Source organism: Rhizobium sp. HT1-10, assembly GCF_049472505.1.
GTDB lineage: Bacteria > Pseudomonadota > Alphaproteobacteria > Rhizobiales > Rhizobiaceae > Rhizobium.
On sequence record NZ_JBCEBQ010000005.1, the window covers coordinates 263,904 to 276,631 of the forward strand.

The window sequence follows — 12,728 nt, forward strand, 5'->3', positions numbered from 1 at the left end:
CGATGTCCATGAACATGCAGACAACGACCCGCCTGACGGCGGCCGAGACCGCGCTCATCGAGGCGTACAACACGCATATCGGTGAGCTGCCGGGCAACGGCGACGTTTTTGCCCTGCGCGACCGGCTGCTGGACGAGTTGAAGACCTCAGGCCTGCCGACGCGTCGCGTCGAGGCGTGGCACTACACAGACCTCAAGAACCTGTTGCGCTCCGTGCCGGATAGCGTCGCAAATGGCAGCGCTACGAAGCTGGCGCCGCTGGTCGAGGGTTCGCTGGTGGCGACCGTTTCGCAAGGTCTCAGCACGACGACGTCGATGCCAGAAGGCGTCGAGGTTCGCCCCTATGCCGAAAGCCTGATCGACGGCAGCGCGACGCAGACGCTCGATGCGCTCGACCGCGACGATGCGATTGGCCGGATCAACGGCAGCTTTGTGCGCGACGGCTATAGCATCGACATCGCTCCGGGTGTGGCGCTGGAAGCCCCGCTCGAAGTGCAGTTCGTTCACTCCGGCGGTCAGCTTCATAGCCGGTTGCCCGTGAATTTCGGTGCCGGCTCCAAGGTCACGCTGATCGAACGTCACCGTGCGGTGATGGGCGACGCGGCGCTGGTCTCCACTGTGAGCGAAGTCAGCATCGGCGAGGGTGCCGAGGTGACCTGGGTGATCCTGCAGGAGCAGGGCACTGAGGACACCCATCTCGGCCAGATCCGCATCGATCTCGGCAAGGACGCCAAGCTCACGCTGTTCGTCGTCAACGCCGGTGGCAAGCTGGTGCGCCAGGAACTGCACATTGCCGTCACAGGCGAGGGTGCCGACCTGCAGCTGCGCGGTGTCAACCTCCTCGGCGGCGAGACACATACGGACGTGACCATGACGCTCGGCCATAACGTGCCGAATACGACGTCGAAGGAAATCATTCGCAATGTTGTGTTCGACAGGGCGAAGGGTGTTTTCCAGGGCATGATCCGGGTGGCGCTGGATGCCCAGAAGACCGATGCCAAGATGTCCTGCAATACGCTGCTGCTGTCTGACGACGGCGACTTTTCGGCAAAGCCGGAGCTGGAGATCTTTGCCGACGACGTGCAGTGCGGACACGGCGCCACCGTCATCGATATCAACGACACCCATCTCTACTATCTGATGGCACGCGGCATCCCGGCCAACCGGGCGCGGGCGATGCTGGTCAGCGCCTTCGTCATCGAGATTGTCGAGGAACTGGAAAACGAAGCTCTGGTCGGGGCGCTGGAAAGCATCGTCTCTACCTGGCTCGAAAAGCACGCCTGATTGGATCCGACCGATGGACAAGATCACCACTGCCAGTGCCTATGATGTTGAGGCCATCAGACGGGATTTTCCGATCCTGTCGACGAAGGTCTATGGAAAGCCGCTTGTCTATCTCGACAACGGTGCCTCGGCGCAGAAGCCGCAGTTGGTGATCGACGCTGTCTCGCACGCCTATTCGAATGAATATGCCAATGTCCATCGCGGCCTGCATTATCTGTCGAATGCCGCAACTGACGCCTACGAGGCATCCCGCGAAAAAGTGCGCCGCTTTTTGAACGCGCCCGGCGTCGACGACATCGTGTTCACGAAGGGCTCGACCGAGGCGATTAACACCGTCGCCTATGGATGGGGCATGCCCAACATCGGCGAGGGCGACGAGATCGTTCTGACGATCCTGGAGCACCACTCCAACATCGTGCCCTGGCATTTCATTCGGGAGCGGCAGGGCGCCAAGCTGGTCTGGGTCCCGGTCGACGACGACGGCGCCTTTCACATCGAGGATTTCGAGAAGAGCCTGACGGATCGCACCAAGCTGGTCGCCGTCACGCACATGTCGAATGCGCTCGGGACGGTGCTGCCCGTCAAGGAGATCTGCCGGATTGCCCATGCGCGCGGCATCCCTGTGCTGGTCGATGGCAGCCAGGGTGCGGTGCATCTTCCGGTCGACGTCCAGGATATCGACTGCGACTGGTACGTCGTCACCGGCCACAAGCTCTACGGTCCCTCGGGCATCGGGGTTCTCTACGGCAAGCAGTCGCGCCTGCGCGAGATGCGGCCGTTCCAGGGCGGCGGCGAGATGATCGTCGACGTCAGCGAGGAGGCGGTGACCTACAACGATCCGCCGCATCGTTTCGAAGCCGGCACACCGCCGATCGTCCAGGCGATCGGTCTCGGCTTCGCGCTCGACTATATGGAAGGCATCGGACGCGAGGCGATTGCCCGCCACGAAGCCGATCTGACGGCCTATGCAACCGAACGGCTGAGCGGTATCAATTCGCTCCGCATGTTTGGCAACGCGCCGGGCAAGGGGGCCATCTTCTCGTTCGAGCTCGCCGGCATCCATGCCCACGACGTGTCGATGGTCATCGACAGGCAGGGCGTTGCGGTGCGGGCAGGCACCCATTGCGCCCAGCCGCTCTTGAAACGGTTTGGCGTCACCTCCACATGCCGGGCATCGTTTGCCATGTACAATACGCGCGCCGAAGTCGACGCCCTGGTCGATGCCCTCGACCATGCGCGAAAATTCTTTGCCTAAGGAGTGCTCGATATGAGCCTGGACGACAGCGAACAGAAGACCGACGTGCGCGATGGCATCGTCCATTCCAGCATTCCCGCCGACGAACTGGCGCGCCTCAGCGACGATGTGATTGCCGCGCTGAAGACGGTCTACGATCCGGAAATCCCGGCTGACATCTTCGAACTCGGGCTGATCTACAAGATCGACATCGAGGACGACCGGATGGTCAAGATCATGATGACGCTGACAGCTCCCGGCTGCCCGGTTGCCGGCGAGATGCCGGGCTGGGTCGAGAACGCCGTCGGCGCCGTCGAAGGCATTTCCGGCGTCGAAGTCGGCATGACCTTCGACCCGCCATGGACCCCGGACCGCATGTCGGAAGAGGCCCAGGTGTCGGTCGGCTGGTACTGATCTTGTCCTGAGATGCCCAGTCGGCTAATTTTGACTTGGAGGTCGAATATGTCTCATCACAAGGTCGTCGCGATCGATGTATCGTCCGAGATGGAAGACATTCTGCGGGCTGCCCTCGACTCCGGTGAATACAGCTCAGTTTCTGACGTGTTCAAAGCTGCGTTAAGTGATTGGCATTCACGTCGCAGCGGGCACGAACTGATCGACCGGGAGATTGGCGAACTGTGGGACGCAGGGATTGCCGGCGGCCCTGCGGGAGACGGCGAACAGGCATTTTCCCGAACCCGAGCCGAATTGGTAGCGCGCCTTGCCACGAGCCGTTCGTGAGTTTCCGCGTCAGACCGCTGGCGGAGTCGGACATAGTGGAAATCACCTCATACATTGCGGCGCGAAATCCGGCGGCAGCACTCGAGTGGCACGACGGGATTTATCGCATCTTCCGGCAATTGGGCGCCATGCCGGGTTAGGCGTGGCGAGAGATGATCTCAAGGCCTGAGACTGTTTCCAGTTGATCGGTACCTTATCCTCTACCGTCAAGATTTAGGGGGTGTCGAAATCGTGCGAGTGGTGCACGGCGCTCGTGACGTTCCGAAGCTGGTTTAGCTATTGATCCATGCCTGGCGTGGTATTACATCTCTAGCGACGAAGCACCGGGCCTTGAACCCGGCTGCCACAGGAGAATGAACCGATGGGCTTTGCCGTAATGACCATGACTGACGCCGCCGCCGCGCGCGTCAAGGCGATTGTCGAGAACTCGGGTCCGGATGCCAAGGGTGTGCGCATCGGCATCAAGAAGGGCGGCTGCGCGGGCATGGAATACACCATCGACATGGTGACGGAGGCCATCGCCAAGGACGACCTGATCGAACGGGACGGCGCCAAGGTCTGGATCGAGCCATCGGCTGTTCTCTACCTGCTCGGAACCGAGATGGGGTTCGAGACGACGACGCTGCGATCCGGTTTCACCTTCACCAATCCGAACCAGACATCGGCCTGCGGCTGCGGCGAATCCGTCGAATTGAAGCCCGCCGATCTCGCAGCCCTTGCAGCCCAGCGCGAGGCCTCGGTTGCCACCCTCTAATCACGTTCCTGCAGTTGTTAGACAAAGGCCGCCATTCCGGGCGGCCTTTGTTTTTTCCATCCTGGTCGTAGCACTTTCCGCGCCGGGAGCAGTCGCATGTGGCTGATCCTGTTTTTAAAGGGCGCGCTGTTGGGGATCATCATCACCGCGCCGCCCGGGCCGATCGGGACGTTGTGCATCAACCGTACGCTTGAGCGCGGCTTCTGGTCCGGCGCAGCCCTCGGCCTCGGAACGGCGCTCGGTGACGCCAGCTACGCGCTGGTCGCCGTGGGAGGCCTGGCGATCTTTGCCGATGTTCTTGCCAGGATCGCGATCCCGCTCGCGTTCGGCGGCGGTCTGCTGTTGATCTGGCTCGGCTATCGCAGCCTTTTTGCCGAGCCGGTGGCCGCTGCCGACATCGGTGCTGCCGACCTGTTCCGCACAACGCTCTCCACCTTCTTCCTGACCATCTCCAATCCGGCGACGATCATCTCGTTTGGCGCGCTCTTTGCGGCCTTCGGGCTCGCGCACGAGAGCAGCACGGCGAGCGCCGCGCTGATTGTCGGCGGCGCGTTCACCGGCTCGGTGGCGTGGTGGCTGTTCTTGAGTGGTGCGGTGTGGTTAGCGCGGGAGCGCCTGTCCGATCAATTCGCCGCCAAGGTCGGGCGCATCTCGGCCTATCTGCTGATCGGGTTCGGCGCGCTGGCGCTGGTTTTCGCAAGCTATGGCTTGCTCTCCTGATAGAAATGGCCCCGGTTTCATCCGGGGCCACCGTCTTTGCATTACTCCGCCGCCTCGGCGTAGTCTTCGACCGGCGGGCAGGTGCAGATCAGGTTGCGGTCGCCGTAGACATTGTCGACGCGGTTGACCGGCGACCAGTATTTGTCGACCCGGAAGGCGCCGGGCGGGTAGCAGGCCTGGTCGCGGGAATAGGGACGATCCCATTCGCCGACGAGGTCCTCGACCGTATGCGGCGCGTTCTTCAGCGGATTGTTCGTCCTGTCCATCAAGCCGTCCTCGATGGCCTTTGCCTCTTCGCGGATGGCGAGCATGGCTGCGCAGAAGCGATCGAGTTCGGCCTTGGTTTCCGACTCGGTCGGCTCGATCATCAGGGTGCCGGCCACCGGCCAGCTCATCGTCGGCGCATGGAAGCCGCAATCGATCAGACGCTTGGCGACGTCGTCGACCGTCACGCCGGCGCTGTCGACCAGCGGCCTGGTGTCGATGATGCATTCATGGGCAACACGGCCGGCCTTCGAGGTGTAGAGGACCGGATAGGCGTCCTTCAGCCGGGCGGCGATGTAGTTGGCGTTGAGGATCGCCACCTTGGTTGCCTGCGTCAGGCCTTCGCCACCCATCATCAGGCAGTAGCTCCAGGAGATCGGCAGGATCGAGGCCGAGCCGAAGGCCGCAGCGGAGACGGCGCCGGGGCGTCCGTCGGTCTGCGGGTGGCCCGGCAGATAGGCGGCCAGATGGGACTTGACGCCGATCGGGCCCATGCCGGGGCCGCCGCCGCCATGCGGAATGCAGAAGGTCTTGTGCAGGTTGAGATGGCTGACGTCGGAGCCGATGTCACCGGGGCGGGACAGGCCGACCATGGCATTCATGTTGGCACCATCGAGATAGACCTGGCCACCATGCTGGTGGACCAGGGCGCAGATCTCCTTCACCGTCTCCTCGAAAACGCCGTGTGTCGAGGGGTAGGTGATCATGCAGCAGGAGAGATTGGCGGCATGCTGCTCGGCCTTGGCGCTGAAATCGGCCATGTCGATGTCGCCGTCGTCGCTGACCTTGACGATGACAACCTTCATGCCGGCCATCTGCGCCGAGGCAGGGTTGGTGCCATGCGCCGAGGTCGGGATAAGGCAGACGTCGCGGTGGTCGTTGCCATTGGCGCGGTGGTAGTTGCGGATGGTGAGCAAGCCGGCATATTCGCCCTGCGCGCCGGAATTCGGCTGCATCGAGAAGGCCTCATAGCCTGTCACGGCGCAGAGCTTTTCCGTCAGGTCGTCGAGCATGGCGCGATAGCCGAGTGCCTGGTCGTCGGGTACGAAGGGGTGGATATCGGCAAATTCCGGCCAGCTGATCGGCAGCATTTCCGCCGTCGCGTTCAGCTTCATCGTGCAGGAACCGAGCGGGATCATCGACCGGTCGAGCGCGAGGTCACGATCCGACAGCCGCCTGATATAGCGGGTCATCTCGCTTTCCGCACGGTTCATGTGGAAGATCGGATGCGTCAGGTAGGGGCTGGTACGCAGCAGCCCCTTCGGCAGGCGATATTCCGGCTCGAAATCGGCCAGCTCGAAATTGCCACCGAAGGCGCGCCAGACGGCTTCCAGCGTCGCCGGGCGGGTCCGTTCGTCGAGGCTCATGCCGATCCTGTTTTCGCCGACCTTGCGCAGGTTGACGCCTTCGGCGACGGCTGCGCGCAGGATCAGCGCCTGCATGTGGCCGACATCGACAGTGATCGTGTCGAAGAAGGTCTCGGGCTCGATGGTGTAGCCGAGCTTTTCCAGGCCCTTGGCCATCAGCACGGCCTTCTGGTGCACCTGCTGGGCAATGGCCTTGATGCCCTGCGGTCCGTGGAAGACGGCGTACATGGAGGCCATGACGGCGAGCAGCACCTGCGCAGTGCAGATGTTCGACGTCGCCTTTTCGCGGCGGATATGCTGCTCGCGCGTCTGCAGCGACAGGCGGTAGGCGCGGTTGCCGCGCGCATCGAGCGAGACGCCGACGAGGCGGCCGGGCATGGAGCGCTTGTAGACGTCCTTGACGGCCATGTAGGCCGCGTGCGGGCCGCCGTAGCCGACGGGCACGCCGAAGCGCTGCGACGAGCCGATGGCGATGTCGGCGCCCATTTCACCGGGGGATTTCAGCAGCGTCAGTGCCAGGATGTCGGCGGCGACGACGGCGATGGCGCCGGTCTGGTGCAGCCTGGAGATCAGTCCGGTGAAGTCATGGATATGGCCGTGTGTGCCCGGATACTGGAACACGGCGCCGAAGACGTCGACCGGATCGAGATCGGTGAAGGGGTCGCCGATGACGACCTGCCAGCCGAGCGGCTCGGCGCGCGTCTCGATCAGCGCGATGGTCTGCGGATGGCAGGCGGCATCGACGAAGAAGGCCTTGGCCTTCGACTTCGATACGCGTTCCGCCATCGCCATGGCTTCGGCGGCGGCGGTCGCTTCGTCGAGAAGCGAGGCGTTGGCGACGTCGAGGCCGGTGAGATCTGTAATCATCGTCTGGTAGTTCAACAGCGCCTCGAGGCGGCCCTGGCTGATTTCCGGCTGATACGGCGTGTAGGCCGTGTACCAGGCGGGGTTTTCCAGGATAGTGCGCTGGATCACCGGCGGGGTGATCGTGCCGTAATAGCCCTGGCCGATCAGCGAGACGAGGAGCTTGTTCTTGTTGGCGGTCTCGCGCAGCTTGTCGAGCGCCTCGCGCTCGGTCATGGCCGGACCCCAGGCCAGCGGCGCCGTCTGGCGGATGGCCGGCGGCACGGTGGCATCGATCAGCGCGTCAAGGCTATTGTAGCCGATCACCTTCAGCATCGCCTTCATCTCTTCGGGCGAAGGGCCGATGTGGCGGCGGTTGGCAAAATCGTAGGGCTGGTAGTCGGTGAAGGTAAACTCGGTCGGCGTATTCATCAGGCGATGAGCTCCTTGTAAGCCGCTTCGTCGAGCAGGGTGTCGACGTCGGCGGCGTTGGCGAGCTTCAGCTTGAAGAACCAGCCTTTGCCCATCGGGTCGGAGTTGACCAGCGACGGGTCGGCAACGATGGCCTCGTTGACTTCGGTGATCTCGCCGTCGAGTGGAGAGTAGACATCGGAGGCGGCCTTGACGCTCTCCACTGTGGCGGCGTTGCCGGCCTTGGTCAGGGCGCTGCCGATCTCGGGCAATTCGACGAAGACGAGGTCGCCGAGCTGTTCAACGGCATAGGTGGTGATACCGACTGTGGCGACGCCGTCTTCGATGCTCAGCCATTCGTGTTCTTCAGTGAATTTCAACATGGGGATATCCTCTCTGGAAGATGGCGCTCAGCGCTTGTAGGTGGGGGTGACGAAAGGCAGGGCGGTGACATTGAGGGGCAGGAACTTGCCGCGCACCTCGGCGAAAATCTGCGTGCCGGGGGTGGCGCTGGTCGAGGGCACATAGCCCATCGCCACCGGGCCATCGGCGCTCGGCCCGAAGCCGCCGGAGGTGACCTCGCCGATCTCGGTCTTGCCTTCGGCATCGGCGTAGAGCTTGGCGTGGCCACGCACGGGCGCCTTGCCCTCGGGCTTCAATCCGACGCGGCGGCGCGGGGCGCCATGGTCCAGTTCGGCTAGAATACGGGCCGCGCCGGGAAAGCCGCCAGCACGGGCACCGCCGTTGCGACGGACCTTCTGGATGGCCCATTCAAGGCCTGCCTCGACCGGAGACGTGGTTGTGTCGATATCGTTGCCGTAGAGGCAGAGACCCGCCTCGAGCCGCAGTGAGTCGCGGGCGCCGAGCCCAATCGGCTGGACGTCGGGATGATCCAGCAACCACTTGACGACTGTCTCTGCCTTGTCGGCGGGAATGGAGATCTCGTAGCCGTCCTCGCCGCTGTAGCCGGAGCGCGACACCAGGCATGCGACATCATGCAGGCTGACATCGCGGACATCCATGAACTTCATTTGGGCGAGGCCGGGCCAGAGCTCGGACAGGGCTGCTTCCGCGCGCGGGCCCTGCAGAGCGACGAGCGCCCTGTCCAGCATCGTGATCTCGCAACGATCGCCGATATGCTTCTGCAGATGGGCGAGATCGGCGTCCTTGCAGCCGGCATTGACGATGACGAAAAGATGGTCGCCGCGATTGGCGATCATCAGGTCGTCGAGAATTCCACCATTGTCGTCAGTGAAGAAGCCATAACGTTGACGGCCCTGCTTCAGGCCGAGGATATCGACCGGCACCAGGGTCTCCAGCGCCAGCGCTGCATCCTCGTAGGTGCCGGAGCGGGCGCGGATGATGATCTGGCCCATGTGCGACACGTCGAACAGACCGGCGGCGGAGCGGGTCTGGAGATGCTCCTTCAGGACGCCGGCAGGATATTGCACCGGCATGTCGTAGCCGGCAAACGGCACCATACGGGCGCCAAGCGCCAGGTGCAGCGCGTGCAGCGCGGTTTTCTTGAGGGCAACTGTCTCGGTCAAACGACGCCTCCGGCGTTTGCACTTCCTTGGAAATGCGGGCTCATGAATACCGGCGCGGCTGCGCCTTGGTGATGAGCCCCCTCTGTCCCTTTGCCTGAGATTGTTATCCCTTCGGCGAGCACTGTCTAAGCAGTGCTTCTCTCCAGAGTTTCGTCTGCCCCCGACTGGTCCTTGGGCCTGAGAGTTTCCGGGGCGGTTGCTCCTTCGGCACCGGCATCGCCGGATTCTCCCAATCGGGTTGACTTGCCATTATCGGGCGGCCGCCTTGCTTGGCAAGGGGAAATGTCGCGATCCGGCAGTTTTTTGTCGCGGCGGCCCGGGAGCAGAACATAACAGCGGGACGGCCTTGCAAGCCGAGGCAATTCGGCTAATCGTTGGGCAGCAATGCCAAATAATGTCGCGTCAGTGGGAGCAGCCAATGCAGTTCAGTTTCACCGAGGGCCGTGCCCTGCTGTTATCAGTGCTCCTCCTGATGTCGGTTGCCAGCGCTTCGGCCCAGCAGAGTGACGGCATGGGTGGCATGGCCGGAATGGCAATGGAGCCGGCTACGGAGGCCGGTGCTACGGCAGCGTTGAAGGCGGGCGATCTCGAGCTCAGCGGCGGCTATGTGAAGGCAATGCTGCCAGGACAGCCGGTCGGCGGAGGCTACGTTTCCATCCACAATGGCGGCGCAAGTGACAGGCTGGTTTCCGTCTCTTCGCCGGCGGCCGGCGTGGTGGAGCTGCATGAGATGACAATGAAAGACAATATCATGCGCATGCGCGAGTTGAAGACCGGTATTCCCATCCCGACCGGCGCCACGGTGCGGCTGGCGCCGAACGGGCTGCACATGATGTTCAAGAAGATTGAAGTCCCCTTCAAGCAGGGTGCCTCTGTCCCTGTAACCCTGACCTTTGAAAAGGCTGGGCCTGTAAAGCTGACATTGCCGGTGGTCTCAGCGAGCGGCAACTAGCAGACTAACAACCGCTTCAGTCGTTTTCGGCATAGGAATCGAGTGCGTTCTGCAAGGTGGAACGGGGCTGGCGGCTGCCTTCGTTCATCAGGTCCAGTCCGATCGTCGTTGCCTGGATGATCGGTGAAATGCTTTCGACATCACTTTCGTCGACATCGCCGCGCTCACGACGAAGCGCCTCTTTTCGCGCAGTGCGCTGGGCGATCGTCGTGGGGACGAGTGTCGGCTGCTTCGCAGCATCGGCGGCCCAGGCGACCATATAGGCAGAAACGTTGACGACCTCGACCATTCCAGATGTCCAGCTATTAAGACTTGCGAAGACGGTATTCTACCGCAGCAAGCTTCGCACGGGGCTAAATCAATCAATGACATTTTAACGATGTCCACATTTGTGCCGCGTTCCGAATTCTTATTGGCAGCCTGTCTTTCCTCCGATATCAGCGTTCCATGTTTCAAGTTCTGCTGGTCGCCTTCGGCGGCGCAATCGGTTCCGTCCTGAGATACTATGTCGGCGTCTGGAGCCTCCGGCTGGCAGGGCCCACCTTTCCGTGGGGAACGCTGACGGTGAACGTCGTCGGCTCTTTCGTGATCGGCCTGTTTGCGGAGATGATCGTGCGCAAGTTCGGCGGCTCGGTCGAGTTGCGCCTGTTGCTGATGACCGGCATTCTTGGAGGATTCACCACCTTCTCCTCCTTCTCCCTGGATACGCTGGCGCTGATTGAACGCGGCAGCATCGGCGTTGCCGCATTGTATGTCGTGGTCAGTGTCGGAGTGTCGCTGGTCATGGTCTTTGCCGGTCTTTCGGTTGCGCGGGCACTCACCTAGTCACAAAAATGGGCGTTCCAGCCGCAACAAACGCGCCTGGCGCACAATTCCGATTTCCACTTTGTCGAAAAATGCTCTAAAGCGACGGCAAAAGGCCGGCTTAGGCCGACCCCACCGTATGAAAGAAGAAGCATGGCCGGGATTGAGCATAGAATAGTCGAGCCGGAAGAGTCGGGCATGCGCCTCGACCGCTGGTTCAAGGTGCATTTTCCGGGTCTGGGCTTCGGGCAGCTGCAGAAGCTGCTGCGCTCGGGGCAGGTGCGTGTCGATGGCGGCCGCGTCAAGACGGACGCGCGCGTGCAATTCGGGCAGACCGTCCGCATCCCGCCGATGGACATCGACGAGAAGGTCATTAAGGGCGGCCCGATCAGCGGCGGCGATCTCAAGAACGACGACGATGCCGATCTTCTCGCCCGCATGCTGCTGCACGAGGACGAAAAGGTCTTCGTCCTGAACAAGCCAGCCGGCCTTGCCGTGCAGGGCGGCTCCGGCCTGCATCGGCACCTCGACAAGATGCTCGAAGCCTGGACCAGCAAGAAGGGCGAAAAGCCGCGCCTGGTACATCGCCTCGACCGCGATACATCAGGTGTCATCGTCGTCGCGCGCACCCGGGGTGCTGCCCAGAAGCTGGCCACTGCCTTTCGCGAGCGGGATACCAAGAAAACCTACTGGTCGCTGGTCAAGGGTGTGCCGCGCAAGCACGAGGACAAGATCTCCAGCTGGCTGGTCAAGGAAGCGACGCCTGACGGCGACCGCATGCGGGTTGCCAAGCACGGCGAAGACGGCGCGGATCATGCGATCAGCTATTATCGGGTGCTGGAGACGGCGGCCCAGACGATGGCCTGGCTGGAGATGGAGCCCTATACCGGCCGCACCCACCAGCTGCGCGTGCATGCGCTGAGCATGGGCCATCCGATCATCGGCGATCCGAAATATTTCATCGAAGACCACAACTGGGATTTCCCCGGCGGCGTCCAGAAGCGGCTGCATCTGCATGCCCGCCACATCGACATTCCCCACCCGAGCGGCGGGCGCCTGCGCGTCACCGCACCCCTGCCGCCGCACATGGTTCAGACCTGGAACCTGCTTGGCTTCGATCTCTCGCCTTACGAGACAGACGACGAATGAAACTGGTTCTCTTTGACTGCGACGGCACGCTTGTCGACAGCGCGCAGCTGATCCATGAGGTGATGGCGCGCACCTTCGTCGAGTTCAAGCATAAGCGGCCGAATATTGCTTTGACCAAATCGATCATCGGCCTGACGCTCGACATCGCAATCGCGCGGATGCTTGGCCGTCAGCATGTCGACGACGAAGCGCTTGCTATGATGGCCCACTACAAGGCGATCTACAGCGACGTGCGCGATGAGCCCGGGATGGAGACACCGTTGTTCGACGGGATACAGCGACTGATCGACACGCTGGTGACCCGCAAAGACGAACTGCTGATCGGCGCCGTAACGGGGAAATCCCGTCGCGGCCTCACGCAGATTCTCGACATGTACGGCTTCACGCCGCATTTCGTCGTGTCGCGCACCGCGGATGATTGCCCGTCCAAGCCGCATCCGGCCATGGTGACGGAATGCTGCGAGCAGACAGGCGTTTCCGCGCACGATACCATTGTTATCGGTGACGCCATTTACGATATGCAGATGGCGAAAGCCGCCGGCGCCACCGCAATCGGCGTATCCTGGGGCTATGCCAATATCGAGGATTTGTTGGCCAGCGGCGCGGACGCCATTGCCCACCATCCGAACGACCTGCTGAGCCACATTGTCTGAGGCTAT

Annotated in this window: 15 protein-coding genes and 1 riboswitch; of the genes, 11 read left to right on the forward strand and 4 right to left on the reverse strand. The window is 62.4% G+C overall.

Translation table 11 applies throughout. The features are described from left to right. Positions 1-8: 8 nt before the first annotated feature. The 7 genes from sufD (at position 9) to VH564_RS15670 (ending at position 4,732) form a co-directional block, all read left to right on the forward strand. Complete coding sequence (gene sufD, locus VH564_RS15640) at positions 9-1,283, forward strand: Fe-S cluster assembly protein SufD (RefSeq protein ID WP_423340766.1); 1,275 nt, start codon at positions 9-11, stop codon at positions 1,281-1,283. Between the two features lie 13 nt (positions 1,284-1,296). Continuing rightward, entirely contained in the window at positions 1,297-2,538 is a 1,242-nt protein-coding gene (locus VH564_RS15645) for a cysteine desulfurase (RefSeq protein WP_423340767.1), read from the forward strand. Positions 2,539-2,550: 12 nt separating this feature from the next. Beyond that, positions 2,551-2,931 carry an SUF system Fe-S cluster assembly protein gene (locus tag VH564_RS15650; protein WP_423340768.1) on the forward strand — a complete coding sequence of 127 codons (381 nt, stop codon included), beginning with the start codon at positions 2,551-2,553 and terminating at the stop codon, positions 2,929-2,931. 48 nt (positions 2,932-2,979) lie between these two features. After that, positions 2,980-3,258 (forward strand): ribbon-helix-helix domain-containing protein, encoded by a 279-nt coding sequence (locus VH564_RS15655; protein ID WP_423340769.1) that lies wholly within the window; start codon positions 2,980-2,982, stop codon positions 3,256-3,258. 195 nt (positions 3,259-3,453) lie between these two features. Further along, positions 3,454-3,534 carry a hypothetical protein gene (locus tag VH564_RS15660; protein WP_423340839.1) on the forward strand — a complete coding sequence of 27 codons (81 nt, stop codon included), beginning with the start codon at positions 3,454-3,456 and terminating at the stop codon, positions 3,532-3,534. 85 nt (positions 3,535-3,619) lie between these two features. Next, positions 3,620-4,012, forward strand: a complete 393-nt coding sequence (sufA, locus tag VH564_RS15665; RefSeq protein ID WP_423340770.1) for a Fe-S cluster assembly scaffold SufA — start codon at positions 3,620-3,622, stop codon at positions 4,010-4,012. Between the two features lie 96 nt (positions 4,013-4,108). Continuing rightward, the gene (locus tag VH564_RS15670; protein ID WP_423340771.1) at positions 4,109-4,732 is read left to right on the forward strand and encodes a LysE family translocator; all 624 of its coding nucleotides are present in this window, start codon (positions 4,109-4,111) and stop codon (positions 4,730-4,732) included. Between the two features lie 41 nt (positions 4,733-4,773). Here VH564_RS15670 and gcvP read toward each other — a convergent pair whose 3' ends face one another. The 3 genes from gcvP to gcvT are packed head-to-tail and all read right to left on the reverse strand — an operon-like array spanning position 4,774 to position 9,164. Further along, positions 4,774-7,638, reverse strand: coding sequence for an aminomethyl-transferring glycine dehydrogenase (gcvP, locus tag VH564_RS15675; RefSeq protein ID WP_423340772.1), 2,865 nt, complete (start codon positions 7,636-7,638; stop codon positions 4,774-4,776). After that, positions 7,638-8,000, reverse strand: coding sequence for a glycine cleavage system protein GcvH (gcvH, locus tag VH564_RS15680; RefSeq protein WP_423340773.1), 363 nt, complete (start codon positions 7,998-8,000; stop codon positions 7,638-7,640). The genes gcvP and gcvH overlap by 1 nt, the downstream gene beginning before the upstream one ends. A gap of 27 nt (positions 8,001-8,027) precedes the next feature. Next, positions 8,028-9,164, reverse strand: a complete 1,137-nt coding sequence (gene gcvT, locus VH564_RS15685) for a glycine cleavage system aminomethyltransferase GcvT (RefSeq protein ID WP_423340774.1) — start codon at positions 9,162-9,164, stop codon at positions 8,028-8,030. A 155-nt stretch (positions 9,165-9,319) separates the two neighbouring features. Then, positions 9,320-9,406: riboswitch (glycine riboswitch) on the reverse strand. Positions 9,407-9,582: 176 nt separating this feature from the next. Between gcvT and VH564_RS15690 the strand changes: the two genes are divergently transcribed. Further along, entirely contained in the window at positions 9,583-10,116 is a 534-nt protein-coding gene (locus tag VH564_RS15690; RefSeq protein ID WP_423340775.1) for a copper chaperone PCu(A)C, read from the forward strand. 16 nt (positions 10,117-10,132) lie between these two features. Here the strand turns inward: VH564_RS15690 and VH564_RS15695 are convergent, their stop codons facing one another. Then, positions 10,133-10,405, reverse strand: a complete 273-nt coding sequence (locus tag VH564_RS15695) for a hypothetical protein (RefSeq protein WP_423340776.1) — start codon at positions 10,403-10,405, stop codon at positions 10,133-10,135. Between the two features lie 158 nt (positions 10,406-10,563). Between VH564_RS15695 and crcB the strand changes: the two genes are divergently transcribed. From crcB to VH564_RS15710, 3 genes are all read left to right on the forward strand, one after another. Then, positions 10,564-10,941, forward strand: a complete 378-nt coding sequence (gene crcB, locus VH564_RS15700; protein ID WP_423340777.1) for a fluoride efflux transporter CrcB — start codon at positions 10,564-10,566, stop codon at positions 10,939-10,941. 132 nt (positions 10,942-11,073) lie between these two features. Next, the gene (locus tag VH564_RS15705; RefSeq protein ID WP_423340778.1) at positions 11,074-12,069 is read left to right on the forward strand and encodes an RluA family pseudouridine synthase; all 996 of its coding nucleotides are present in this window, start codon (positions 11,074-11,076) and stop codon (positions 12,067-12,069) included. Beyond that, on the forward strand, positions 12,066-12,722 hold the full coding sequence (locus tag VH564_RS15710) for an HAD-IA family hydrolase (protein WP_423340779.1): 657 nt from the start codon (positions 12,066-12,068) through the stop codon (positions 12,720-12,722). Before VH564_RS15705 ends, VH564_RS15710 begins: the two co-directional genes overlap by 4 nt. Positions 12,723-12,728: the final 6 nt, after the last annotated feature.